The organism is Rhizobium sp. NPDC092011 (assembly GCF_044756305.1).
Classification (GTDB): Bacteria; Pseudomonadota; Alphaproteobacteria; order Rhizobiales; family Rhizobiaceae; genus Rhizobium.
This window is the reverse complement of the sequence record NZ_JBIVSO010000001.1, coordinates 1,589,702-1,613,109: the sequence shown is the minus strand read 5'-3', so window position 1 is coordinate 1,613,109 and position 23,408 is coordinate 1,589,702. Positions and strand designations below refer to the sequence as shown.

Here is a 23,408-nt window from a genome sequence, read left to right as displayed (position 1 = left end):
CCCATGGCATTCACGGCAACTGAGCTTGTTCACAACCAGCATTTTCTATCTGCGATGCTGCAGAATGCCCATGAACTCATGGCAATCTACAGCGAGAATCCCCGCATAGCCTCGATTATGGCGGCACAGCAGCGATGGTTGATGGCGCATGCCGGCTTTTCGCTGCACCTCGGCTACCCCGATGAGCCGATTGCGGGGCTCTATGCCAGTCGCTTCATCGATTTTGCCGTGACGCATGGCATTGCGAGCCGCAATACGGCGGCCGCCTTCCTGAAGGAAATGCTGGCCTATAAGTTCGTTCAGCCAGTGCAGCGCGGTTCGGATCGACGCATCACCCTGCTGGAGCCCACCCCATTTACGTGCGAGTACATGATGCGATGGATCCATACCCATCTCATCGTGCTCGATACGCTCGATGGCGGAAACCGCATGGCGACGATTGCCTCGGATCCGGAGGCGACATGGCGCATGCACCCCATCCTCGCCAAGCGCATCATAGATAGTGATGTCTTGCGCAATCCCGGAGCGACATTCAACCTGTTCAACTGGGCGACTTCCGGTAGCGTAGTCATGGACTATCTCATCTCGCGCATCACCTCGATCGATTTTGCCGCCGACAAAGTGCTGATCGGTCCGCTCTCCATGAAGGCCATGCAGAACCAGGTCATGATCTCCAAGACGCATTTGAAGCGTCTGTTCAAGCGAGCCGCAGAATTCGGCAGTGTTGGTTGGGCTGGAGCACCGGGAAAGAGCAGCTTCTGGCTGTCCCACACCTTCGTATCCGAGTATTGGAACTATCAAGCCGAGAAGTATGCGATCATCGACGCCGTGAGCCATGCCGTATTCAATATGGCCGAAAGTAACGGCGAAAGATCGAGTGTCGTGGCTCTGGGGCCTGCCAGCGACTGATTGACCATATTCGCCGTCATGTGAAACCTTTGCGCGTACTTGCTCGCAAAGCGGGTATTGGCGTCTTATCAACCGATACAGACCCACACTATTTGTAAGTGCCTCGCCCTCCTGACTTGGTCGACTTACGGACTGGATGCTGTCACGGCGGCAGCCGCATGAGTCGGAAGGAGTGAAACATGTATTCCTACTGTATTTGTGTAAATCATGATGGCCGGCTCAACTTGGCGTTAACCATGTTTTTCAAAAATGACGTTTGTATACAAATACATGCTAAGAAATTGCAACTTATACTCACCAACAACACTTTTGATACTTTCCCGGCCCATGCACTCGGTTTCTAGCTCATTGCCAGAATCAATAACATATGATTAGTTTCTTATATTCTGACGTATTGGAGAGCATGATTAGGGAGATTGCGAATGCAGAAGATGCTACGCCGTGCCATACTCGTCGGTGTTGCAACGATCATAGCAGCGCCGTCCGTCATGGCCGCCACAGCAACTGGCAATATGACCGTTACCATCACCATTCAGTCTCAATGCACGATACAGACCGTAGGCAATCTCAATTTTGGCAACAGTGGCGTCATCACGGCCGATATTGCCCAGACCGCGACCATCGGTGTCCAATGCACATCCGGATCGACCTATAACGTCGGCCTAAGTGCCGGCGCAGCGCCCAGCGCAACAGTGACCACTCGCCAGATGGTAGGAACAGGGGCAGCGACGATCAACTACGGCCTATACAGAGATAGCGGACACACCCAGAACTGGGGTGTTACGATAGGCACCGATACCGTAGCGGGTACCGGCAATGGCAGCGTACAGAACCTTACCGTATATGGTCTGGTTCCACCACAATCCACGCCCGCTGCCGGCGTCTATACAGATACGGTGGCAATTACCGTTACCTACTGAATCCACTAGACTGAGGAGGCTATCATGCGACGCATGCTGTCATGCATTGCCGCGACGACGCTCTTTGTCCTGAGTGCAGATTTCGCCAGCGCCGTCTCATTGCGAGCAGCGCCCACCAATCTCGACCTTGTCGCGCCTACAAGTACAGGCGTGCTCAACCTGACCAATGACGGCGATCATCCCATAAATGTGCAGGTGCGCGTTTTCAAATGGAGCCAAATAGGCGGTGTCGAGCAGCTCCAACCAACGACGGACGTCGTAGCCAGCCCACCGGCGACCAAGATGGCGCCGAACGCCCAATATGTGGTCAGGGTGGTGCGAACGAGCAAGGCACCGGTGCGGGCCGAGGAAACATATCGCGTCATAGTTGATGAACTGCCGGACCCGGGCCGCGCGCGCGCCGGTACAATAACTTTGATTGTACGCCACTCAATCCCTGTCTTTTTCAGGAATGTGGATGCCAAGGCCGCTGATGTTTCCTGGGCCTTAAGTCGTCAGGGCAACAGTCTTTTTCTAACCGGCAAGAACAACGGCAACAGTCGTTTTCGTCTGTCGAACATCACCCTCAAGCAAGGAGCCGCAAAAATCGGCAGCCGGGACGGTCTGGTCGGGTACGTTCTTGGGGGGGCCACAATGCAATGGCCGATCGGGAGCGCGAAATCCCTTTCCGGCGGTACTCTAACTTTGCAAGGCCAAAGCGATCTTGGGCCGTTCAATGCCAACATCGCTGTTATCAAGCGTTAGGGTCGGCACCGTTCTTGTAAGCATCTCTCTTTCGGTTTCGGTGCTGCGTGCCCAGGAAGTTCCCAATCCGCCGGCAGCAGTTGTGACCGCTGACCAATCTGCTGGCACGCGTGACGTCTATCTTGAAGTATTCATCAGCAACGTCTCGGTGAAGATGATCGGCAATTTCAAACAGCGCCCAAATGGTTCGCTTGCAGCAACAGCCGGGGAACTGCGCGAGGTCGGCATAAGGCCACCGGCAGGCACCGATGACAGTAAGCTGATTGAACTCAGTACGCTGCCCGACCTGTCATACCAAGTCGACGAGGAGACCCAGCGTCTTTACGTCCAGACGACCGACAAAGGCCGCATGCCTCACGTTATCAACGTCAGGCAACAAGAGGAGAGCAAGAACCCTGCGCCCCAGTCCGGCTACGGCGCCGTGCTCAACTATTCCCTCTACGCAAGCTCAAATAGTCTTCTGCAAAGCGAATCCAGCATATTCCAGGGAATATCGGGATCATTCGACGCCCGGATATTCAGTCCATACGGTACGCTCAGCCAGTCCTTCATAGCTGGCTATTCCAACGGCAGCCTCGACGGCGTGACGCGCCTCAACACCACCTGGAGCTACTCGGATCCGAAAAACCTCGTCACCTATCGCGCCGGCGACCTGACGACCGGAGGTTTGTCATGGACGCGGCCGGTTTATTTCGGAGGAATCCAATTCCAACGCAATTTCTCGCTGCGCTCCGATCTCGTGACCGAACCTCTTCCGGCATTCGCTGGCACCGCTGCAGTCCCTTCGACACTTGAGATCTATACGCAGAATGTCCGAACTTATTCCGGCGATGTTCCTGCCGGGCCGTTCGAGGTGACGAACCTGCCAGCCTTTTCGGGTGGTGGACAAGCGACCGTCGTCCTTCGCGATAGCCTTGGGCGGGAAACGACCCAGACATTACCGTTCTATTCCTCCAATCTGCTTTTGCGACGCGGCCTCCTAGATTTCTCCGCGGAGCTCGGTACCCCCCGGCGGGATTTCGGTACGGAATCAGACGACTATGACGGCCGCATCATGGGCGTCGCCACCGCTCGCTACGGGTTGACCGACTGGCTGACACTTGAGGGGCATTTCGAGGGTGGCTCGGACCTCCTGAATGGCGGCGCGGGTGTCGCCTTTCCGCTGGGTGCGTGGGGCGTGGCGTCGGTTGCCGGCGCGGGAAGCAAAAGCGGCGATCGTTCCGGCGCGCTTGTGAATGCCTCACTTGAATTGAACTACGACAAATGGGCTCTCTATGCCCGCATACAGCGCGCCTTCGACAATTACGATGACATCGCATCCGTTTCCGCCAAGCCGACAAACAGCACGGCGGGGGAGTTCACGATATTCAGCGCCGGCGTGCCCCGCGCTATCGATCAGGTCACTCTCAGCGTGCCGACGCCATTGGATCTTTCCAGCCTCAACCTTTCCTACACACGGCTTGAAAGCGCCGACGGCACGAAGAATAAGATCGCCAGCCTTTCCTATAGCCAGACCTTCAAGCACATGACACTCTATGCCACCGCCTTCACCGACCTCGACAATCAGAGCAACTTCGGCGTCTTTGCCGGTCTTTCGATCCCCTTCGGCGGCAACATCAACGCAAACACAGGCGTTCAAAGCGGCCCGAACGGTCTCGATGTCGTTGCCGATGTCTCCAAATCGCTACAGCAGGAGGACGGCAGTGTCGGCTGGCGGCTGCGTACATCGGAGGGGCAAGACACCAACCGGGAGGCGACAGTCAGCTACCGGGCACCTTTCGCGCAATTCGAGGCCGGTGTGCAGCAGCAGAATAAGGACGCTCGTGCCACGGCGCGGATGGATGGCGCCATCGCCGTCGCGGGGGGCAGCGTCTTTGCAACCAATCGTATCGATGATGCCTTCGCCGTCGTCGATGTCGGTGCCCCCGACGTCGAAGTTCAGCAGCAAAATAGGCCTGTCGGCAAAACGGGTCAGAGCGGCCGAATTTTGGTGCCGAATCTGAATTCCTATGAGCCAAACACCGTGTCCATCGACCCTAAGAACCTTCCCGTCGATGCCGATGTACCCGCGACGAAGGAGATCGTCGTTCCAGCGGATCGCAGCGGTGTTGTCGTCAAGTTCGGCGTGTCGGAGGCGCCGCAGGCCGCTCTCGTGACGATCGAAGACAAGAACGGCGCGTTCCTCTCCGCCGGGCTTAGCGGCAAATTGCAGGGCGCGGATGAGGAATTCGTCATCGGCTATGACGGCCAGGCCTATATCCGCGGCCTGCATGGGCAAAACACAATCGAAGTCTCCCTGGGCGACGGGACGAAGTGCCATGCCCAGTTTGCCTATAAGCCACAGCGCGGGCAGCAGGTCGTTATCGATGGTATCAGGTGCTTTTAAGAGGAGCAGGAAAAGTGTTTCGTTCGATTGCCTTTCTGTTCGTCCTGCTGTTGCCCTCGCTGGTCCTTGCGCAAAGCTGCAGTTTCAGCGTCGCCAACGTAAATTTTGGTCCCGTCGATACGCTGTCGGGCAATCCAGTCAACACCACGTCGACGCTAAACGTCAGCTGCACCGGCGGCTTGCTGGATATCGGCAAGCGCCTCCTGATCTGCCCGAATATCGGCGCAGGCAGCGGTGGCGCATCCTCGGCAGCCGCGCGGCAAATGTCGAATGGAACCAATTCATTGAATTATCAGCTTTATTCCGATACCGGCTACAGCGCAATCTGGGGATCGAGCAGCTGGTCCTATCCATCGCGGGCACCCCCTTATGCCTTGACCATGGCTTTGCTTAGTGGAGGTTCACTGATCGGGGCTTCAGGTAGCTTGACGGTGTATGCCTCGGCTCTGGGCAGTCAAGCCACGGCAGCGACGGGAGCTTTTACATCGAGCTTCGCGGCTGGCGACACTCCATTCATTTATAGCTACAGCAGTGCCACCACCTGCGCGGCTCCCTCAGGAACCTTGGGATCGGCCACGTTCACCGTCAGCGCAAGTGTCGCCGCGAATTGCCTGATCAACGTCCAGAACATCAACTTCGGCACACAAGGCGTGTTAAGCGCCAATGTCGATGCCACGGGCTCGGTGACCGCGACCTGTACGCCAGGCACGCCCTATACGATCTCGCTGAACGGCGGGACGGCGAATGCCGCACCGACAGCGCGAAAAATGTCTCAGGGAACCCAGACGGTGACTTATGGCCTATACAAGGATTCAAACCGCTCGCAGCCATGGGGCGATGTCAATACACCCGGTAGCACAGTGGCCGGAACGGGGACTGGCACGGCACAGCTTTTGACAGTCTATGGTCGTGTGCCGCCACAGACGACACCTCCTCCCGGTGCCTATATCGACACGGTCGTCGTCACGCTGACCTACTAAAGCACGTCGCGATCTTCCAGTTTGGCTCTTTGCACTCCGGATGGTCGATCTCATGCGGCATTTCCTGGTCGAAACGAAGCTCCCTCAAGCGCTTGCGCCGCCCGGCTTGGTCTTTGCAGTCGATACGACGGCCTTCTCCTCCGGCATGTCGGAGAAGCAAACCATGTTGCGGCCGTTGCGCTTGGCCTGATAGAGGCGGCGGTCAGCCACCACCGCCAGCTCCTCCCAGTGCTCGAACGCACCCTGCGATCGCCAGTCGACGCCGAAGCTAGCAGTAACGTTCAGCTTGTATTCTTCGCTGATGACGGCTTGCGAAAGGGTGTCGCATAGCCGCTGGGCCGTCGCATGCGCAAAGGGTTCCGTCACGTCTACCAGCACGATCAGGAACTCCTCGCCGCCGTAGCGCGCAAACAGGTCCTGCGCGCGCAGATAAGGGCTTAGAATCTGTGCGGTTCTATGCAGGACCAAATCTCCGACGGCATGGCCATGGCGATCGTTGATCTGCTTGAAGTGGTCGATGTCGAACATGATGATGGCAATTCCATCGAAGTCAGCTCCGGGAACCGTAAGCAGCTCTCCCATAGCCTCCCCCAATGCGCGGCGATTGAGAAGGCCGGTGAGCGCGTCCGTCTGCGACAGTCGGCGCAGCTCCTCCGTCATCGATTTGCGCTCCATCTCCAGATGTCGCTTGAAGCGCTGTTGCTCGCGCAGCAGATCGAGCCGCTGGAACATCTCGCGCGCTTCGCTTCCTGCATGTCGCATTGGCGGCGGCTGGAGAAGATTGCCGGCGGCGATATCGTCAATCTGCCGGATGGCCGCAAGCATCGGGCGGAAAATGGACCGTCCGAGCACGTAGACCAGACCGAGCATGACCGATATTGCCGTGCCGGCCAGCAGAATCGCGACCAGCATCGTGTTGAAAGCCTTCTGCCGCATGGCTTCCAGAGAGTTCAGCGCGCTATTCTCGATTTCCTCTCGCAACTTCTCGGTCGAAGTCAGCCCGGGAACGTATTTCTGACTGAATTCGGCCGGTGTCGGCGGATTGCCGCTATTCATTTCGAAAGCAACCCGTTGCGCATAAAGCAAGGATCCGGAGAAGTAGTTTACCATCACCTGATCCAGCAATTGCGCAATGCCAGGAGACTGCAGCGCAACCGGAGTATAGGTCTTCAGAATCGTATTGACCTCCCGAAGCCGGCTTAACTCCGCGTCGAATGCCTCGCGATAGCGCTGACGCGCGTCTCCCTGCGAGGTTGCCATCATCACGACATAGGACCCAACTCTGCCGGCTCGCTCTCGTAGTGTTCCAGCCAAAGAGGTCAGTATCACCTCGGCGCTGGTCTCGGGTGCCAGAGCAATGATCGATCGACCGGCGATATCGCGGTAATCCTGGGCGCGATCAGCCGCGCGGAACATCGCTCGGATTGCCTCGGCTATTCTTGCGCCACTGCGCTGATCATACGGGATAGCTGCGACGGCATCGACGGCGCTTCTGCCAGTCTGCAGTTGCGATTTGAGGGCAATGAAAGTAGTGCGCATCTCCGCGGATCCGTCGATCTCCGTTCGAAAATGCGTCTCGATGCTCGCAAGGTCGCGATCCGTTTCCTGCCTGCTGTTCGTCAAGGCAGCGATGAACTGAGGCTGCTGCTCTTCGGGGGCACCCATGAGACTGTTCGCAGGGCCTCGCTCCCTGGAAATCGCGGCAGCGGCATGTAACGCGACGTGGAACCGATTGAATTCAGCAACGCCGCGCTTGTAGTTGATGTAGTCTGACAGGCTGAAGGCAATTGTTGAGCCGGCCATCATCAAGCAAACCATGATAACAGCTATGGCTCCGATCCATTGCAGCTGTTGGACTCTAAGCCGCGACAAGGAATGTTCTCCATAAACAATCACCTGGGGGAGATTACACCAGATTCAGTGGAATCTTCACTTAACGAACAGGCTTAAATATTTCTCACGCTGGCGACCAAGTTGCCGGGATAGCCGATACCGCAAGGCAAGGCGCGATAGGCGACAAAAGCGCCGGATTTGCGTCACCAAGGCAGCCTGGATCGCGATGAAACACAGGCGCGTCCACCGAATGGCGGACGGTATTCCGGGAGGTTAATTCTCGACAAAGACCGCGGGCATGAGGTTAGCCCGGGCTGAGTAATGCGGCTGACCGACGACATGCGAAATCATCAGTGCGTAGACGAGGATCGCACCCAGCACGATGGCGATGCCATGGAACGGAAGGTTTGTCTTCGAGGGCGGGTTCGCCGATGCCTGCCTGCCTGGATCAATCCGAGGGGGGCTTGCCACTGACGCTTCCGCTTTCGAGAAGGGAAGTAGCAACTCCCTTTCCACGCGCGCTTGCCGCTCAAGCGGCTTGCTGAATCTCCCTATGGGCCTGAACTGGATAATATCGCCCATTTTCATACGGTCCCTTTTGTGACGCGCAGCTACTGGCCATTCTCTATGCTGCTATCATTATCGATGTAGTCAACAGGGACAACGACCTTCTCTGGTCGCTGTTCGCCATGCGGCACGATTACGGTGACGATGCAGCTGTTCTCGCCAGGCCTGACCGATAGCAGGCGCCCCTTGGTCTTCGAAAGAACCTCATCGGCAGCATTCGAGCAATCCCGTATCTTGTCGCCGGCCCGAACCGCTTTTCCCTGCTCGGCCAGTGCCAAGCCGGAAGCCGACAGTCCGAGGATTAATACCGAGATCCTGATCATTTGTGCAGTATACTCCAAAATGGGCATGGAAGCGACTTCGGAGCGCAAGAAAGCCGGCCTATCCCCTTCATCTTTTCGTTGCAGGCCGGCGGATCCGGAACGGTGAGTTCCGAGATGTTGCAGAAATATGCCGACTGCACGCAGCAGTGGACTTTTTCCGCAGTTTCATGGATGGAGACACCACGAAATTCCTCGGCGCGAGGTCAACGAGACTTGCGTCGACCGTTCTGCAGCAGGAAGCATCATGCTCAATCTGGAAACCTCCCGACTCATTCTCAGGCCCTGGCAAGATCGGGATCGTGCGCCGTTTGCCGCCATCAATGCGGATGACGAGGTCCGGCGCTACTACTATCCGAGCTTGCTCACGGCGGCGGAAACGGATGAGCTGATCGATGAAGCCAATGAAGGGTTGTCCCGAGACGGATTCGGTTTTCTCGCCGTTGAGCGCAAGGCCGACGGCGCTTTGATCGGTGGTGCCGGCCTGTCGCGTCCGGGGGAGGAAGTCCCGGGCAATTTTCCGCTGGAAATCGGCTGGATTCTGGGACGAGCCTACTGGCGGCAGGGCTACGCCGCGGAAATCAGCCAATGCTGCCTTGACTTTGCCTGGCGACACTTGGGAGCTGAATGCGTGATCGGCTACACCTCGGAGATCAACCTTCCCTCTCGGCAAGCGATGGAAAAGATCGGAATGTCTCGCGTCGAAGGCGCTGACTTTGATGACATCACTGTGCCGCCCGGAAACATCCTGCGACCGCATGTGCTCTATCGCGTCGATAGGCCCGCGCGCTAAAACCCCGTGCTTCCTTTCGGAAGCACAAAGGTCGCTCTATCTGTTTTAATCTACGCATCAGGCTTTCCGAAAATCGTGTCAGATTTTCGGGCCGCTGCTGTAGCCTTGCGCCGTCGGCGCTTTCGCGCGAAAACCTTGTTATGAGCATACCAACAATCCATCCCTTTGCTTTCGATCCGACCTACGGCATGCAGCTGGAGCAACTCCAGTCCATCGAGCTGCCGGACGCGCCCAAGAGCTTCGACGATTTCTGGCGCAAACGATACAAGCTTGCGATTGCCGTCGACCCGCAACCGAGACTTCGCCATAGCAAGCTGCGCGACGATCGCTGGCACGTTTTCGATATCAGCTACACCTCAACCGATTCGCTAGAGATCAAGGGCTGGCTTCTCCTTCCGCGCCGCGGGCAGGTACGGCGAGGATTGGTCGTAGGACACGGTTACGGTGGGAGAGAGCAACCGGATTTCGACCTGCCGCTCGAAGAGACGGCAGTATTGTTTCCCTGCTCCCGCGGCCTGTCTCTCAGCGCATGTCCACAAATTCCAGCAGATGCGTCAGGCCATGTAATTTGCGGCATCGAGAGCCGCGACACCTATGTCATTGGCGGCTGCGTCGATGATCTCTGGCTTGCTGTTTCAACACTGGAGATGCTCTACCCGTGGATCGCGGGCCGCATCGGCTATAGCGGCATCAGCTTCGGCGGGGGCATCGGCGCGCTCGCAATTCCCTTCGATACCCGCATCGACCGTGGCCATCTCGTGGTTCCGACATTTGGACATCGGCAGCTTTGGCTAACCTTGCCGACCGTCGGCAGCGCGCAGTCGGTGCAAGCTTATCAGGAAGAGCACGGAAGTGTGCTTGAAACGCTTTGCTTCTTCGACGCCGCGATTGCGGCGAGCCGTATCAGGGTGCCGATGCTGATTGCACCTGCCCTTTTCGATCCGGCAGTTGCGCCGCCTTGCCAGTTCGCTGTCGCAAATGCGACGCAGAAGTTTAACGAAATCTTCATCCTGGATGCCGGCCATTTCGAGTACGATACGATGAACGAGCAGAACGCAGTTCTGCGAGACAAGGTAGGGCGATTTTTCAAGGTGCCATGAACCGCGAATATCTGCGCTGGTACAGTCAACGGCTGGAACGAGACATGGAGCTTCTGGTGTTCGGTCATGCCGGCGCCAAGGTATTGATGTTTCCCACGCGAGACGGACGGTTCTGGCAATATGAGCAGATAGGCCTCGTCGCCAGCCTTGCGGAAAAATTGAATGCCGGGCACCTTCAGCTCTACTGTATCGAAGGGCTTGCCGGCGAAACCTTTTATAGTTCTGGCCGACATCCCTCGGAGCGCATCCGTCGCCACCGGGCTTTCGAAGAATATATCCTGAATGAAGTCCTGCCGCTGATGGCAGAGAAGAATGGCCACGAGTGCACGATCGTCCACGGCTGCAGCCTTGGCGCGTTCCAGGCGGCCAGTCTGGTGTTCCGTCATCCGCACCTCTTTCGCAAGCTCGTCGCCTTCTCTGGGCGCTATGATCTGACGATGCGGGTCGAATCTTTCATGGATCTGTTTGATGGCTATTATGACAACGACATATATTTCCATACGCCGACGCATTTTCTGCCGGGATTAGCCTGCGAATGTCAGCTCGAGAGGCTTCGACAGATCGATATCGTCCTGACGATAGGCGACGCTGATCCCTTTATCGACAACAACCGACATTTAAGCCGCCTGCTTGCCGATAAAGGGGTCAACCATCGTCTGCATGTCTGGGATGGTCGCGCCCACAGAGCTGGCGCGTGGCGCAGGATGGCGCCACTCTACATCTGAGCGCCCTTGGGGCATTTCCAGGAGAAGTGCTCGGAACTACACCAAGCCCGCCGGAATGGGTCTGCTCATCTTGCGCGCGCCATAATCCCGTTCGTGGGATCGGCGGTGCTGTTGTTCATGAACGGCAGACAGGTCGACAAGGATGCGCTCCATCATGCCGTCCGGATAGGTTCCGGTGTCATCGGTTTCGACTTCCGACTGCGCGGTAACGATCTTCAAATTCATCTTTGGTCCTCCGCCTTGGCACGAAAACTCTCGAATCTAGCGTCTGTTCCAGCAATATCCGCGAAATTGTTAAAAAATTAACTACGTCCATTAATGAACTCGAACGCCGCGACGCCTGCCAAAGCTCCACATACCTGGCTGACGAGCTAGCGCTTTGAAGCGTGAAGCTTTGCTGCTGGATCGTCGTCTTCCGAGTTCGAGGCGGGCTCCCAGCCGAAAACGCTGCGGCCGCCATAGGAGAAGGACTTGTCGAATTCGCCGGCCACGATTTCCTTGAGGTCTGGACCTGTAATGTAGCGTTCCAGCACTCTCGACTGATCGTCGAGCCGTTTTAGCGCCGCCAGTTCCTCATCACGGCCAAGCCGCCCCTTCCTGACGGCGGATTTCATTACGCTGATCGTCTCATCATAGACCTTCAATGGTACAGGAAAGGGATGGCGATCCTTCCCGCCATGGGCCAGCGAAAAGCGTGCGGGGTCGGAGAAGCGACAAGGAGCGCCGTGCACGACCTCGGCGACCATCGCCAACGCCTTTACTGTCCGCGCGCCGACACCTGGCGTCAAAAGTAGGTCTTCGAAATCCACAGGACCTCGATCGGCCGCGGCGGCCAGATTTCCATGCAGGCGCCGCATGTTCACGTCTTCCTCCCGCACGTCGTGGTGTGCGGGCATGATCAGATGGGGCAGCATCGGCTGTGCCTCTTGTTCGCTTTTCACTGGAGGTTTTCCATCCAGTATTTTGAATTCACGCATAATTTTATCCGGTCCAAGCGAGGTGAGCAAATCCAGCTGATGATCGCGAGAGCGCTCGGCGCGCCGGTCGGCAAGATTGATGATCTCGCCCTGATCCCGTCCCTCGATTGCGGCATGTGGCGAATCGAGAAAATTGCTCAATCCCTCGGACAACCAGTGATACCGCCTTGCCTGCCGTTTATCGCCATTCATGCCCTGCTGGATCACAACCCATTTACCGTCATCAGCGACGATGAAGCCGTGCAGGTAGAGATCGAAGCCATCCTGGACGGCGGCGCTATCCACTTTCGCGATGAGCCGGCTGGTATTTGCAAGTGACGAGCCGTCAATGCCGACCCGATCGCCGATATCAAGCAGTTCTTCCGGGGTCTTGCGTGAATGCGCGCCACGGCCGCCGCAGACATGGATGCCGAGTTCACCGGAGAGAGGCGTAAGGCCACGTTTCAAAGCGCCAAGTACGCTCGTGGTGATGCCGGAGGAATGCCAGTCCATGCCCATCACCGCGCCGAAGGACTGGAACCAGAATGGATTGGCAAGGCGGCGAAACATTTCATCGCGCCCATAATGCTGGACGATCGCCTCGGTGATCACGGCGCCCAATCTTGTCATTCGGTCGCCGAGCCAGCGCGGCACGCGGCCACCATGCAATGGAAGGTCAGCTTTTCCGGCTCTTTGCGCCAATATCGTCACTCTCGATTTTCGGTGACGACATTCTAGTATCGGCAGCTGATTTGCGCCATCCGTTCTGTCTTTGTTTTCGGCAGGCGACGAACGTCGAGCAGACAGGCATCAAGACTGATTGCGTCGGAGATAGGAACGCATGGCCGATATGCCCTCATCAATGTTGGCGCGGCCAAAGCCTATGCGAAAGCGATCGGCTGGCGTCGGGCTGAGATCGGATCGATAAAGGCTGGCCGGCAGAAGAAGTACCCCGGCCTGCTCAACGAGTTCACGCGCAAAATTCTCGATGCCATCAGCCCCTTTGTAACGTGGATAGGCGACGCAGCCGCCGTCGGGCGTGTACCAATCGAAGACATGCTCGAATTCGGCAAAAAAGGATGTCAACTTCACCAGATTGGAGGCGATGAGGCTATTGTTACGCTCCAGGATTCGGTCTGCATTGAGCAGCGCGATCCTCGCCAGACTTTCGCTAGGGCCGGAGTTGCAGATGGAGAGGTAGTGCTTCATCCGCTCCATTTTCGAAAGGACTGCGTGATCGCGGCAGGCGATCCAACCAATGCGCAGACCCGGCAGGCCGTAAGCTTTCGACATGACCCCCAGCGACAGACCCCGCTCATAGATATCAGCCACAGCCGGCAACGTGGCTTTGCCTTCGGCGGCGAGCCCCCGATAGACCTCATCGCTGAACAGCCAGATGCCATGGCGGCGGCAGAGTTCCACCAGCGCGTCGAATCTCTCCTTCTCGAGCACCTTGCCTGTGGGGTTGTGTGGAAAGTTGATCGAGATCAGCTTGGTGTTCGGCCGGATCGCAGCGCCGACGGCATCAATATCGAGCGACCAACCGTCTTCCGGATCTAGCGCCACGGCCGAGACGTCGCAGATGCTGAGGGGTATCGTTTCGGACGACTGGTAGTTGGGCGTCACGACGATCGCATGGTCGTCTTTTTCGAGAAGCGCGTGCATGGCGATGTAAATGCCCTCCTCGGCGCCCGCGAAGCAGAGAATATCGGCCCGCTGCATCGCCTTGTATAATCCGGCGATCGTATCGCGCAGTTCGGGGCCGCCGAAGGTCTCGGTGTATCCGAGCCACAGATTTTCGTGGGCTTGCCGCTGCTCTGGTGTCGCCATGTCGAGCAATTCAGCCATCGTCATGCTTTGCGCGTCGGAAGCGGTCATGTGATAGCGCGCGCTGAACTCCCACTTCGAAAAATAGGTTTCGAGCTTGAAATCTGGCAGGACCGGCATGGGCATTTCTCCGCAGTAACCTATACACTTTCGTGCTGGCGTTTGTTGGTAGAACGTAGTGTTGCGTTGACAAAATGTCAAATGCAGACTGAATGTAAAATTGATAACGGGAAGGACGCGATGCCGAGAAGGACAGATGAGACAAGCGGTGCGACAATCGCTCAAGGCGACGTGCTGCAATTCGTTCCCGTCGCCGAAGCCGTCGCGACACTGCTTAAGCCGCATGCCGAAGTCGTCATCCACGACCTGCGAACGCAGACGATTGCCTATATCGCCAACAATATCTCCCGGCGCGATATCGGCGGCTCCTCGCTGGCGGACCTGAAAGATATCGGAGAACTTGGTACCGATGTGATCGGCCCTTATCGGAAGACGAATTTCGATGGGCGTCAGCTGAAATCGATCACGGCCGTTCTGCGAAACAGCGATGGCGAGACTTTCGGCTTGTTGTGCATCAATTTCGATATCGCGCCGATCGAGGCAGCTCGCAATGCATTGAGCCTGCTTGCGGCCTTTCAGGGCGCGGGCGCGCAACCAAGTGCTCTGTTCAATGCGGACTGGCAGGAAACCGTCAATGGCGCGATTTCAGGCTTTCTCGGTGAACGGGGGCTTGCGGCCTCTGCGCTTGCGAAAGAAGATCATGCCGCCCTGGTCGAGAGGCTGGAGCAGGAAGGTTATTTTTCCATCCGCAATCTGGTCCCCTATCTCGCGCGTCTGCTCGGCATTTCGCGGGCGACCGTCTATAAACATCTGCGCGAGGCGCGACAGCGTAAGACATAGGCCGTAACGGGCACAGAAGATGTCAGCGATTCAGATCGCTCAAGCCTTATCGCTTCAACTCACGCTCGAATTTTTCGATCTGCTGCAAGACCCATGGATCATCGGCAGAATGTTGGGGTGCGTCCCTCTCAGGGCGGCGTTTCCGGCGACCACGGATCCAGTCAATGAAAGCAAGAAGCAGTCGCATGCGAATATCCAAACTTTTAAGTATCTGCGAGACCCGGCGACCGAACCGGTAAACCGGTCGGAAGCCGAGTCTCGACGACCGCAAGGCGTTGCGGTAAGTGCCTTTTGCCCTCGCTTAAATGAACGGTAGCTGAACACAGATACACGCCATGATAGCTTCTGCTCCAATGATCGTGCATCTTTGAGAAGTTTTTCTCATCATTGCACTCACGGATAGTCGAAAGGCGATGATTGCCGGACGGCGTCACCCTACGAGCCGCCGCATGCGATGAGCTTTTTTACGGAAGCGTACCGTAATCGTCAAAACTGACCTAGTCGGATCGAAAAGTCGCGACTAAACCACGCCGCGTCGCTTCCGATTTCCCCGGAGTGGCACAAGCTTAGCCTCGCCCGTGCGAGGCTTTTTTCTTTTTGCGTTGCCGGTTGTTATCGGCGCGGTTCGCCGCCCGGCGCATAGACCGTATCCTGCTCGAACCGGAACACTGATCCGCAGCGGCACTTCATCATGTGCTTGCGCGGATCGGGCGACGGCCGCTCGGTGGAAAAGCCAGTCGGCATTTCATCGATCTTGAAGTCGCGACTGGGCGCGCGCCGATTATCGGTCTCCGAAACCTCGGCAAAGCCGACATGCCCACACTTTGCACATTCCAGTTTCCGTGAATATCGATCTCGCGCAGCCATTCTTTTCCGATCCGGGACTCATATTGCGGCCCTTTTACCAGCGCTGCCGCCTGTCTTGAAGACCGCGGACGGCCTCACTCTATTTCTTCGAACCCCGCAGATTGCGAGCATGGTGGGATCGATCCCCAAAGAATCCTAGTTTTTACAAAAAAGAGATTGACCTGATGGCAGATGTCAGACCAATTTATGATCCATGACAAAAGCCATGCTCACACCACTTCCTTCTATCGACCGGACGCAGCAGGTCATCGAGGCGCTGTCGAGCTTCATCGAATCGTCGAAGCTGCAGGCCGGCGACCGGCTGCCGACGGAACGTGAACTGATGACGGCGCTCTCCGTCGGGCGCTCTACGATCCGGGAGGTCATCACCTATTTCCAGGCGCTTGGCGTCATGGAGTCGCGAAAGGGCAGCGGAACCTATCTGCTGAAGCCGATTTCGAAGGCGACCATCCATATGCCGCTTTCGCTCGATCCGCCGCATTTGCGGGACGCCTTGCTGCAAACGCTGGAGGTTCGTCGCGGCATTGAATGCGAGGCCGGCATGGTCGCGGCGAGAAAGCGCACAGACGAGGACATCGTCATCATCGAGCAAAAACTCAACGAGATGGAGCGCGTTCACATCGCCAAGGGCACATCCGGGCCGGAAGACCTGGCGTTCCATCTGGCAGTCTACGACGCCACTCACAATCCGCTGTTCAAACAGCTTCTCGAACAGATGCGCGAAACCTTCGAGCGCTTCTGGGATCACCCCTTCGACCGCGAGGATTTTGCCCGCCGGTCATTCCCCTATCACCGTACGCTGTTCAACGCCATCGTCGATCAAGATCCCGAGGCTGCGCGTGCCGAAACGCTGAAAATTCTCGACGTGGTCGAGGAAGACATCAAGGAAATGTCCAAATGACTGACGGGCTAGAGCCGTTCGAACTTGCATCCCTCATCACAGCCCATGACGACGGCAATTTTGCCGATGCCGTCGTGCCGCCGATTTTCCAGACGTCGCTGTTCACCTTCTCGAGCTATGACGAGATGATCGCCTCCTATCGCGGTGAAAAGGTGCGGCCGACCTACACGCGCGGCCTGAACCCGACGGTCCGCTTGTTCGAAGAAATGCTGGCCAAGCTCGAAGGTGCGGAAGACGCACTTGGCTTTGCCAGCGGCATGGCGGCGATCTCGTCGGCCGTGTTGAGCTTCGTCGAGCCCGGCGACCGCATCGTCGCGGTCAAGCACGTCTATCCTGATGCCTTCCGGCTTTTCGGTACCATTTTGAAGCGGATGAAGGTCGAGGTGACCTATGTCGACGGCCGCGATGAGGAAGCCGTCGCAAAGGCGCTTCCCGGCGCGAAGGTCTTCTACATGGAAAGCCCGACGAGCTGGGTCATGGAAGCGCATGACGTCGGCGCCCTCGCCGCCCTCGCCAGGAAACATGGCGTCGTCTCCATGATCGACAACAGCTGGGCTACACCCTATTTCCAGCAGCCGCTGAAACTGGGCGTCGACCTCGTCATCCATTCCGCCTCGAAATATCTCGGCGGACATAGTGATGTGGTCGCCGGCATCGTCGCCGGCTCGAAAGAGATGATCGCTCGTCTGAAAGCGGAAGCCTATCCCTATCTCGGCGGCAAGCTTTCGCCTTTCGACGCATGGCTTCTCATCCGCGGCCTGCGCACGCTGCCGATCCGCATGAAGGCGCATGAGGCGGCTGCAATGACGATCGCCAAGCGCCTGCAGGAGCTCGACGTCGTCGAGCAGGTTTGCCATCCGGGCCTCGCCAACCGCCTGCCCGCCGGCCTCAACGGCACGTCCGGGCTGTTCTCGTTCATCTTCCGCGAAGGTGTCGATGTCCGAGCCTTTGCCGACCGCCTGAAGCTCTTCAAGCTGGGCGTGAGCTGGGGCGGCCATGAAAGCCTGATCGTGCCGGGAGAAGTCGTGCTGCAACAGAAGGCGCAGCCGAATTCGGCGCACACTTTCGGCATCGATCCGCGCTCCGTACGTCTCCATATCGGCCTCGAAGGCACCGAGGCGCTGTGGACCGAACTCGAGGAGGCAATCGCCGCCGCCTCGTGAATGAAGCAACCTGAGAGGAAAACCTAAAAAGGGGAACAACATGAAAAGACTGATAACAGCAGCACTCTTTACCGCCATGATGGCCGGGACCGCTTTCGCCGATACGACTTTGAAACTCGTGGAAGTCATCACGAGCCCCGAACGCACCGAGACGCTAAAGTCGATCGTCGCGAAGTTCGAAGCCGAAAACCCCGGCACCAAGGTCGACATCATCTCTTTGCCCTGGAACGAGGCTTTCCAGAAGTTCGCGACCATGGTCTCGGCCGGCGACATTCCCGACGTCATGGAAATGCCCGACACCTGGGTATCGCTCTATGGCAATAACGGCATGCTCGAAAGCTTGGAGCCTTATCTCGCCAAGTGGGAGCATACCAAGGAACTGACGCCGCGCGCGCTTGAACTTGGTCGCTACGTCAAGAACACCGCCTATATGTTGCCCTACGGCTTCTATCTGCGCGCCATGTTCTACAACAAGAAGATCCTGAAGGACGCCGGCGTTTCAGAACCGCCGAAGACGATGGATGAGTTCGTCAAGGCATCCCAGGCGATCTCCAAGTTGCCAGGCAAATACGGTTACTGCATGCGTGGCGGACCAGGCGGCCTCAACGGCTGGATGATCTTTGCCGCCTCCATGGCCGGCGATAACAAGTACTTCAAGGACGACGGCACCTCCACGATGAACAGCCCGGGTTGGGCGAAGGGCATCGAATGGATGGTCGATCTCTACAAGAAGGGCTACGCGCCGAAGGATAGCGTCAACTGGGGCTTCAACGAGGTCGTCGCCGGCTTCTATTCCGGCACCTGTGCGTTCCTCGACCAGGACCCCGACGCGCTGATCGCCGTTGCCGAGCGCATGAACAAGGATGACTTCGGCGTCGCGCCGCTGCCGAAGGGTCCGGATGGCAAGTCCTTCCCGACCATCGGCTATGGCGGCTGGTCGATGTTCTCCAGCAGCCAGAACAAGGATCTCTCCTGGAAGCTGATCGCAACGCTTGAGGGTCCTGAAGGCAACCTGACCTGGAACAAGAAGATCGGCGCTCTGCCGGCCTACACGGCAGCGGAAAAGGATCCTTTCTACGCCGGCGATCAGTTCAAGGGCTGGTTCCAGGAACTGGCGGACAAGGACACGGTGCCGACCGTGATGCCGACCTATCTCGAAGAATTTGCCTTCTTCAAGGATTCGCTCGCCATCAAGACGTCGCAGCAGGCGATGCTCGGCGATATCTCGGCCAAGGATCTTGCCGACCAGTGGGCAGACTATCTGACCAAGGCGCAGCAGAAATTCCTCGCCAAGAAATAACGAGCATGCGCGGCGGCGGAGCAATCCGCCGCCACCCCTGCCCTTGAAACAGACGGCGTTCGAACGCCGCGAACGGGAACTATCGCAGATGACTTCGATCGCCGACACGCTCGCCGGGCGGCAAGACCGCAGGCCGTGGCTGAAGCGCCTCGCCGACGCCTCCGAACCCTACCTCTACAGCGCACCTGCGCTCATCCTCATCATCGCCGTGATGTTGGTGCCGCTGGCAATCGGCATTTCCTATGCCTTTCGCGATATCCAATTGCTCAATCCGTTTTCCGGCGGCTTCATCGGGCTGGACCATTTTCGCGCCCTTTCCAAGGACACGGCCTTCTACTGGGCGCTCAAGAACACGCTCTGGTGGACGGGCGCCTCGGTTGCGCTGCAGTTCATCTTCGGACTGATCCTTGCTCTGCTGCTGGACAAGCCCTTCGTCGGGCGTTCGCTGGTGCAGGCACTGGTGTTTCTGCCCTGGGCCGTTCCTTCGTTCCTCGCCGGCCTCAACTGGTCCTGGCTGTTCAACCCGGTCATCGGTCCGATCCCGCATTGGCTTTACGCCATCGGCCTGATGAGCGAGCCGAGCAACATCCTGTCCGATCCGCAATATGCAATGTGGGGTCCGATCATCGCCAATGTCTGGTGGGGCATCCCCTTCTTTGCCATCACGCTGCTGGCAGCACTTCAGGCGATCCCGCGTGATCTCTATGAAGCCGCGTCGATCGATGGCGCCGGCTGGTTCGAGCGCTTCCGCTCGATCACCCTTCCCTTCCTGGCGCCGACGATTGCGATCACCGTGCTTCTGCGGACCGTCTGGGTTTCCAATTTCGCCGACCTCATTATCGTCATGACGGGTGGCGGTCCGGCGGACCGCACGCAGATCGTCGCGAGCTATATTTTCACGCAGGCCTTCAAGCGGCTGGATTTCGGCTATGCCTCGGCCATCGCGCTTGTGCTGCTCGTGCTGCTGCTCGCCTATTCCATGCTGATCATCCTGCTTCGGCAGAGCTTGCTGAAGGATTGAGCCATGAGACGATCCATCCTCCCCATCATCGCGCATCGATTGGCAATCCTCTGCTATGTCCTCTTTGCGCTCTTCCCCCTCTTCTGGCTGCTCAAGGTCTCGGTGACGCCGAATGACCTGCTCTATACGGAAGGCGTGCGCATGTGGCCGTCACGCACCACGTGGGAACACTATTCCTTCGTGTTGCAGCACAGCGACTTCCCGACCTTTTTCAAGAACAGCCTGATCGTATCCGCCTCGACAGCGATCACAGTCACGATCTGCGCTTCGCTGTCGGGCTATGCGCTCTCGCGCTTCACCTTCCGCGCCAAATACTGGATCGTGGCGCTGATGCTGCTGACGCAGATGTTTCCGCTCGTCATGCTTGTCGCCCCGATCTTCAAGATCCTGACGCCGCTGCACCTAACGAACAGCCTGACTGGCCTCGTCATCGTCTACACGGCTTTCAACGTGCCCTTCGCCACCTTCCTGATGCAGTCCTTCTTCGACGGCATCCCGAAGGATCTGGAGGAGGCTGCGATGATCGACGGCGCAACCCAGTTCACAGCCTTCCGGCAGATCATTCTGCCGCTAACCCTGCCCGGCATCGCGGCGACGCTCGGTTTCGTCTTCACGGCGGCATGGAGCGAGTTGCTCTTCGCGCTGATGCTCATCAACGGCAACCAGGCTGCGACCTTCCCGGTCGGGCTTCTCACCTTCGTTTCGAAATTCTCCGTGGACTTCGGGCAGATGATGGCAGCGGGCGTCATGGCGCTCATTCCGGCTGCGCTCTTCTTCCTGCTCATCCAACGTTATCTTGTGCAGGGCCTGACGGCCGGCGCGGTCAAGGGTTAGTCAAATGGCATCGATCGATATTCAGAACGTCAAGAAAGCCTATGGCCACGTGCAGGTGCTGCACGACATCGATCTTCGGATCAAGGACGGCGAGTTTGTCGTCCTCGTCGGCCCTTCCGGATGCGGCAAGTCCACGCTGCTTCGCATGATTGCCGGCCTCGAAGACATCAGCGGTGGCGAAATCCGCATTGCCGAAAACCGCGTCAACGAGCTGCATCCGAAGGACCGCGACATCGCCATGGTGTTCCAATCCTACGCGCTCTATCCGCACATGAATGTGGCCGGCAATATGAGCTACAGCCTGCGGCTGCGGAAAATGGCGAAGGACAGCATTGCGAAGGCCGTCGCAAATGCTGCAGCCAAGCTCGGCCTCGATCCGCTGCTTGAGCGGCGACCGAAAGCGCTCTCCGGCGGTCAGCGTCAGCGCGTCGCCATGGGTCGCGCCATCGTGCGGCAGCCGAAAGCGTTTCTTTTCGACGAGCCGCTCTCGAATCTGGATGCTCGCTTGCGTGAACAAATGCGAGCCGAAATCAAGAAATTACACGGTGATCTTAAAGCGACTTCGATCTATGTGACGCACGATCAGATCGAGGCGATGACGCTGGCGGACCGCATCGTTGCCATGCATGGCGGCGTTGTGCAGCAGGTCGGTAGCCCGCTTGAGCTTTACGACCGTCCGGCCAATCTCTTCGTGGCGGGCTTTATCGGGTCGCCAGGCATGAATTTCCTCGATGCAACCTATGAAGGAAGCGGCGTGAGGCTTAAGGATGGCACTCTGGTTCCGCTCCTGGAGCCGTTGAAGCTGGCGGCGGGAAGGAAAGTGACCCTCGGCATCCGCCCGGAACATGTGGTGCTATCGTCCAACTCAGCTGACATGTCCGCCAATGTCGAGCTCATCGAGCCGACGGGTTTCGGCATCATCCTGCATCTCTCGCTGCACGGCTTACCTTTCAAGGTATTCACATTGGATCGTAGCGCCTTGAGCGCTGGAGATCAGGTCAATGTGTCATTCCCTGCCCAACATCTGCACGTCTTCGACGAGGACGGAAAAAGGGCGGCCTGAACCGCCCTTCCATCGTCGTTTGAGATCGTTGCTGCCGGCCTTTACGCGAAAGGCTCAGTCGGGCTTTGGGAGGGCTGCGTGAACCAACGCGGCCCATCCTCCGCCATGTAGATATGGTCTTCGAGCCGGATCCCGAACCTCTGCGGGAAAACGATCATCGGCTCGTTAGAGAAGCACATGCCGGCAGCAAGCTTCGTCGCATTGCCGCGCACGATGTAGGGCTCCTCGTGGATCTGAAGTCCCAGGCCGTGACCAGCGCGATGCGGCAAACCTGGTAAATTGTAATCGGGGCCAAGCGAATGCTTCGCAAGCACGGCGCGCGCTGCATCATCGAGGGTCGAGCAGGCGGCGCCGAGCTTGGCGGCATCGAATACGGCCTGCTGCGCCTCGCGCTCTATGGCCCAGGCATCTTCGAAGGCGGTGTCGCCGGCTTTCAGCTTGTATGTCCGCGTCAAATCGGAGTGATAGCCATCGATGCGCGCACCGGTATCGACAAGGATGACGTCGTCTTCGCCAAGTATCTGATCGCCATCGGCGCCGTGCGGCAGTGACGTCGCTTCGCCAAAGGAAACAATGCAGAAGGTTGAGCCACCAGAAGCGCCGGCCTCACGGTGCCTGCGATCGATGAACTCAGCCACTTCGGAGGCGCGGATGCCTGGCTTGAGCAAGGCATGCGCTTGCTTATGGACATCGAGCGTCAGATTCATGGCGTAGCGAATGAGCGCGATTTCGGCCGGTGATTTGATCCGGCGGAGACTGCTGATGAGCGGGCCACCGTTCGTCAGCCTTTCAGCGCCGAGCTTGGCGGCCAGTGCATGATAGAAATAGAGCGGCATATCGTCATCGAGCGCGAGAATGCCGCGTTCGCCAAGCAGGCGCACGACGAGAGCAGCGCTGCTTTCCTCTTCCTGCCATTCGAGAATATCCGCCGGGAGATGCGGCAAGGTCTCGACACGGCTGCGTTCGAATCCCGGAACGATGTAATGAAGCCCGGTCGGCGTCACCAATGCCCCGAGAAACCGCTCGCTTGCATGCCAGACGAGACCGGTAAAATATCGCAGGCTCGCGCTCGGCCCGAGCAGCATGCCGGCCACGCCCTCCACCTCAAGCACTTGGCGAAGTCGCGCAAGGCGCGCCTGTCTTTCCTCATCGGTGATCCGGGGAACTGGATGTTGCCACGACATTCTTCAACTCTCCTCAATATTCTCGGTCGAATGCGTTTTGCGCCACATATGGCGCGACGGTGTCGACACTAATGATCTTGTGGGCAAAATGTCGACAACGAAATGGTTGGCCGCC

General features: G+C 57.9%; 22 protein-coding genes. 15 read left to right on the top strand and 7 right to left on the bottom strand.

The window, feature by feature from the left end:
* Nucleotides 1-3: 3 nt before the first annotated feature.
* The 5 genes from ACIQJ2_RS07335 to ACIQJ2_RS07315 all read left to right on the top strand — a co-directional run bounded on the left by ACIQJ2_RS07335 (nt 4) and on the right by ACIQJ2_RS07315 (nt 5,939).
* Nucleotides 4-909 carry a hypothetical protein gene (locus ACIQJ2_RS07335; RefSeq protein ID WP_400668285.1) on the top strand — a complete coding sequence of 302 codons (906 nt, stop codon included), beginning with the start codon at nt 4-6 and terminating at the stop codon, nt 907-909.
* Between the two features lie 422 nt (nt 910-1,331).
* The gene (locus ACIQJ2_RS07330; RefSeq protein ID WP_199089902.1) at nt 1,332-1,829 is read left to right on the top strand and encodes a spore coat U domain-containing protein; all 498 of its coding nucleotides are present in this window, start codon (nt 1,332-1,334) and stop codon (nt 1,827-1,829) included.
* A gap of 24 nt (nt 1,830-1,853) precedes the next feature.
* The gene (locus ACIQJ2_RS07325) at nt 1,854-2,573 is read left to right on the top strand and encodes a molecular chaperone (RefSeq protein WP_199146745.1); all 720 of its coding nucleotides are present in this window, start codon (nt 1,854-1,856) and stop codon (nt 2,571-2,573) included.
* A complete protein-coding gene (locus ACIQJ2_RS07320) occupies nt 2,545-4,959 on the top strand; it encodes a fimbria/pilus outer membrane usher protein (RefSeq protein WP_400668282.1) in 2,415 nt (804 codons plus the stop codon). The genes ACIQJ2_RS07325 and ACIQJ2_RS07320 overlap by 29 nt, the downstream gene beginning before the upstream one ends.
* 14 nt (nt 4,960-4,973) lie before the next feature.
* Nucleotides 4,974-5,939: a spore coat protein U domain-containing protein gene (locus ACIQJ2_RS07315; RefSeq protein WP_400668280.1), complete on the top strand. Its 966-nt coding sequence runs from the start codon at nt 4,974-4,976 to the stop codon at nt 5,937-5,939.
* An 84-nt stretch (nt 5,940-6,023) separates the two neighbouring features.
* Here the strand turns inward: ACIQJ2_RS07315 and ACIQJ2_RS07310 are convergent, their stop codons facing one another.
* The 3 genes from ACIQJ2_RS07310 to ACIQJ2_RS07300 form a co-directional block, all read right to left on the bottom strand.
* The gene (locus ACIQJ2_RS07310; protein WP_400668278.1) at nt 6,024-7,811 is read right to left on the bottom strand and encodes a GGDEF domain-containing protein; all 1,788 of its coding nucleotides are present in this window, start codon (nt 7,809-7,811) and stop codon (nt 6,024-6,026) included.
* Between the two features lie 234 nt (nt 7,812-8,045).
* Nucleotides 8,046-8,243: a hypothetical protein gene (locus ACIQJ2_RS07305; RefSeq protein ID WP_400668276.1), complete on the bottom strand. Its 198-nt coding sequence runs from the start codon at nt 8,241-8,243 to the stop codon at nt 8,046-8,048.
* 140 nt (nt 8,244-8,383) lie between these two features.
* Nucleotides 8,384-8,662, bottom strand: coding sequence for a hypothetical protein (locus tag ACIQJ2_RS07300; RefSeq protein ID WP_400668274.1), 279 nt, complete (start codon nt 8,660-8,662; stop codon nt 8,384-8,386).
* A 244-nt stretch (nt 8,663-8,906) separates the two neighbouring features.
* Here ACIQJ2_RS07300 and ACIQJ2_RS07295 point away from each other — a divergent pair, with 244 nt between their 5' ends.
* From ACIQJ2_RS07295 to ACIQJ2_RS07285, 3 genes are all read left to right on the top strand, one after another.
* Nucleotides 8,907-9,452, top strand: a complete 546-nt coding sequence (locus ACIQJ2_RS07295; protein ID WP_400668272.1) for a GNAT family N-acetyltransferase — start codon at nt 8,907-8,909, stop codon at nt 9,450-9,452.
* A 140-nt stretch (nt 9,453-9,592) separates the two neighbouring features.
* Nucleotides 9,593-10,552, top strand: a complete 960-nt coding sequence (locus tag ACIQJ2_RS07290) for an acetylxylan esterase (protein WP_400668269.1) — start codon at nt 9,593-9,595, stop codon at nt 10,550-10,552.
* The gene (locus ACIQJ2_RS07285) at nt 10,549-11,277 is read left to right on the top strand and encodes an esterase family protein (RefSeq protein ID WP_400668267.1); all 729 of its coding nucleotides are present in this window, start codon (nt 10,549-10,551) and stop codon (nt 11,275-11,277) included. The genes ACIQJ2_RS07290 and ACIQJ2_RS07285 overlap by 4 nt, the downstream gene beginning before the upstream one ends.
* A gap of 36 nt (nt 11,278-11,313) precedes the next feature.
* On the opposite strand, the gene ACIQJ2_RS07280 is transcribed toward ACIQJ2_RS07285, so the two are convergent.
* The 3 genes from ACIQJ2_RS07280 to ACIQJ2_RS07270 form a co-directional block, all read right to left on the bottom strand.
* Nucleotides 11,314-11,502 carry a hypothetical protein gene (locus ACIQJ2_RS07280; RefSeq protein WP_199146762.1) on the bottom strand — a complete coding sequence of 63 codons (189 nt, stop codon included), beginning with the start codon at nt 11,500-11,502 and terminating at the stop codon, nt 11,314-11,316.
* Between the two features lie 146 nt (nt 11,503-11,648).
* Complete coding sequence (locus tag ACIQJ2_RS07275; RefSeq protein WP_400668706.1) at nt 11,649-12,935, bottom strand: DUF763 domain-containing protein; 1,287 nt, start codon at nt 12,933-12,935, stop codon at nt 11,649-11,651.
* Nucleotides 12,936-13,043: 108 nt separating this feature from the next.
* Nucleotides 13,044-14,180 (bottom strand): aminotransferase class I/II-fold pyridoxal phosphate-dependent enzyme, encoded by a 1,137-nt coding sequence (locus tag ACIQJ2_RS07270; protein WP_400668265.1) that lies wholly within the window; start codon nt 14,178-14,180, stop codon nt 13,044-13,046.
* 120 nt (nt 14,181-14,300) lie between these two features.
* On the opposite strand from ACIQJ2_RS07270, the gene ACIQJ2_RS07265 reads away from it, so the two are divergent.
* The 7 genes from ACIQJ2_RS07265 (at nt 14,301) to ACIQJ2_RS07235 (ending at nt 22,109) form a co-directional block, all read left to right on the top strand.
* Nucleotides 14,301-14,960: a transcriptional regulator gene (locus tag ACIQJ2_RS07265; RefSeq protein ID WP_400668261.1), complete on the top strand. Its 660-nt coding sequence runs from the start codon at nt 14,301-14,303 to the stop codon at nt 14,958-14,960.
* Between the two features lie 1,072 nt (nt 14,961-16,032).
* On the top strand, nt 16,033-16,728 hold the full coding sequence (locus ACIQJ2_RS07260; protein ID WP_400668259.1) for a FadR/GntR family transcriptional regulator: 696 nt from the start codon (nt 16,033-16,035) through the stop codon (nt 16,726-16,728).
* Entirely contained in the window at nt 16,725-17,891 is a 1,167-nt protein-coding gene (locus ACIQJ2_RS07255) for a PLP-dependent transferase (RefSeq protein ID WP_400668257.1), read from the top strand. The genes ACIQJ2_RS07260 and ACIQJ2_RS07255 overlap by 4 nt, the downstream gene beginning before the upstream one ends.
* 40 nt (nt 17,892-17,931) lie before the next feature.
* Nucleotides 17,932-19,191, top strand: coding sequence for a sugar ABC transporter substrate-binding protein (locus ACIQJ2_RS07250; RefSeq protein ID WP_199146770.1), 1,260 nt, complete (start codon nt 17,932-17,934; stop codon nt 19,189-19,191).
* 88 nt (nt 19,192-19,279) lie between these two features.
* The gene (locus ACIQJ2_RS07245; protein ID WP_400668255.1) at nt 19,280-20,212 is read left to right on the top strand and encodes a carbohydrate ABC transporter permease; all 933 of its coding nucleotides are present in this window, start codon (nt 19,280-19,282) and stop codon (nt 20,210-20,212) included.
* 3 nt (nt 20,213-20,215) lie between these two features.
* Nucleotides 20,216-21,046, top strand: coding sequence for a carbohydrate ABC transporter permease (locus ACIQJ2_RS07240; RefSeq protein WP_400668253.1), 831 nt, complete (start codon nt 20,216-20,218; stop codon nt 21,044-21,046).
* A 4-nt stretch (nt 21,047-21,050) separates the two neighbouring features.
* Nucleotides 21,051-22,109, top strand: coding sequence for an ABC transporter ATP-binding protein (locus tag ACIQJ2_RS07235; protein WP_400668251.1), 1,059 nt, complete (start codon nt 21,051-21,053; stop codon nt 22,107-22,109).
* A gap of 41 nt (nt 22,110-22,150) precedes the next feature.
* Here the strand turns inward: ACIQJ2_RS07235 and ACIQJ2_RS07230 are convergent, their stop codons facing one another.
* Nucleotides 22,151-23,293, bottom strand: a complete 1,143-nt coding sequence (locus ACIQJ2_RS07230; protein ID WP_400668249.1) for a M24 family metallopeptidase — start codon at nt 23,291-23,293, stop codon at nt 22,151-22,153.
* Nucleotides 23,294-23,408 lie beyond the last annotated feature (115 nt).

What these genes read in the sequence shown, in the direction of transcription:
- ACIQJ2_RS07245 (WP_400668255.1), top strand. Translation starts at nt 19,280, where the DNA reads ATGACTTCGATCGCCGACACGCTCGCCGGGCGGCAAGACCGCAGGCCG.
- ACIQJ2_RS07320 (WP_400668282.1), top strand. Translation starts at nt 2,545, where the DNA reads ATGCCAACATCGCTGTTATCAAGCGTTAGGGTCGGCACCGTTCTTGTA.
- ACIQJ2_RS07230 (WP_400668249.1), bottom strand. Translation starts at nt 23,293, where the DNA reads ATGTCGTGGCAACATCCAGTTCCCCGGATCACCGATGAGGAAAGACAG.
- ACIQJ2_RS07270 (WP_400668265.1), bottom strand. Translation starts at nt 14,180, where the DNA reads ATGCCGGTCCTGCCAGATTTCAAGCTCGAAACCTATTTTTCGAAGTGG.
- ACIQJ2_RS07290 (WP_400668269.1), top strand. Translation starts at nt 9,593, where the DNA reads ATGAGCATACCAACAATCCATCCCTTTGCTTTCGATCCGACCTACGGC.
- ACIQJ2_RS07285 (WP_400668267.1), top strand. Translation starts at nt 10,549, where the DNA reads ATGAACCGCGAATATCTGCGCTGGTACAGTCAACGGCTGGAACGAGAC.
- ACIQJ2_RS07300 (WP_400668274.1), bottom strand. Translation starts at nt 8,662, where the DNA reads ATGATCAGGATCTCGGTATTAATCCTCGGACTGTCGGCTTCCGGCTTG.
- ACIQJ2_RS07235 (WP_400668251.1), top strand. Translation starts at nt 21,051, where the DNA reads ATGGCATCGATCGATATTCAGAACGTCAAGAAAGCCTATGGCCACGTG.
- ACIQJ2_RS07330 (WP_199089902.1), top strand. Translation starts at nt 1,332, where the DNA reads ATGCAGAAGATGCTACGCCGTGCCATACTCGTCGGTGTTGCAACGATC.
- ACIQJ2_RS07255 (WP_400668257.1), top strand. Translation starts at nt 16,725, where the DNA reads ATGACTGACGGGCTAGAGCCGTTCGAACTTGCATCCCTCATCACAGCC.
- ACIQJ2_RS07295 (WP_400668272.1), top strand. Translation starts at nt 8,907, where the DNA reads ATGCTCAATCTGGAAACCTCCCGACTCATTCTCAGGCCCTGGCAAGAT.
- ACIQJ2_RS07325 (WP_199146745.1), top strand. Translation starts at nt 1,854, where the DNA reads ATGCGACGCATGCTGTCATGCATTGCCGCGACGACGCTCTTTGTCCTG.
- ACIQJ2_RS07265 (WP_400668261.1), top strand. Translation starts at nt 14,301, where the DNA reads ATGCCGAGAAGGACAGATGAGACAAGCGGTGCGACAATCGCTCAAGGC.
- ACIQJ2_RS07280 (WP_199146762.1), bottom strand. Translation starts at nt 11,502, where the DNA reads ATGAATTTGAAGATCGTTACCGCGCAGTCGGAAGTCGAAACCGATGAC.
- ACIQJ2_RS07335 (WP_400668285.1), top strand. Translation starts at nt 4, where the DNA reads ATGGCATTCACGGCAACTGAGCTTGTTCACAACCAGCATTTTCTATCT.
- ACIQJ2_RS07240 (WP_400668253.1), top strand. Translation starts at nt 20,216, where the DNA reads ATGAGACGATCCATCCTCCCCATCATCGCGCATCGATTGGCAATCCTC.
- ACIQJ2_RS07260 (WP_400668259.1), top strand. Translation starts at nt 16,033, where the DNA reads ATGCTCACACCACTTCCTTCTATCGACCGGACGCAGCAGGTCATCGAG.
- ACIQJ2_RS07250 (WP_199146770.1), top strand. Translation starts at nt 17,932, where the DNA reads ATGAAAAGACTGATAACAGCAGCACTCTTTACCGCCATGATGGCCGGG.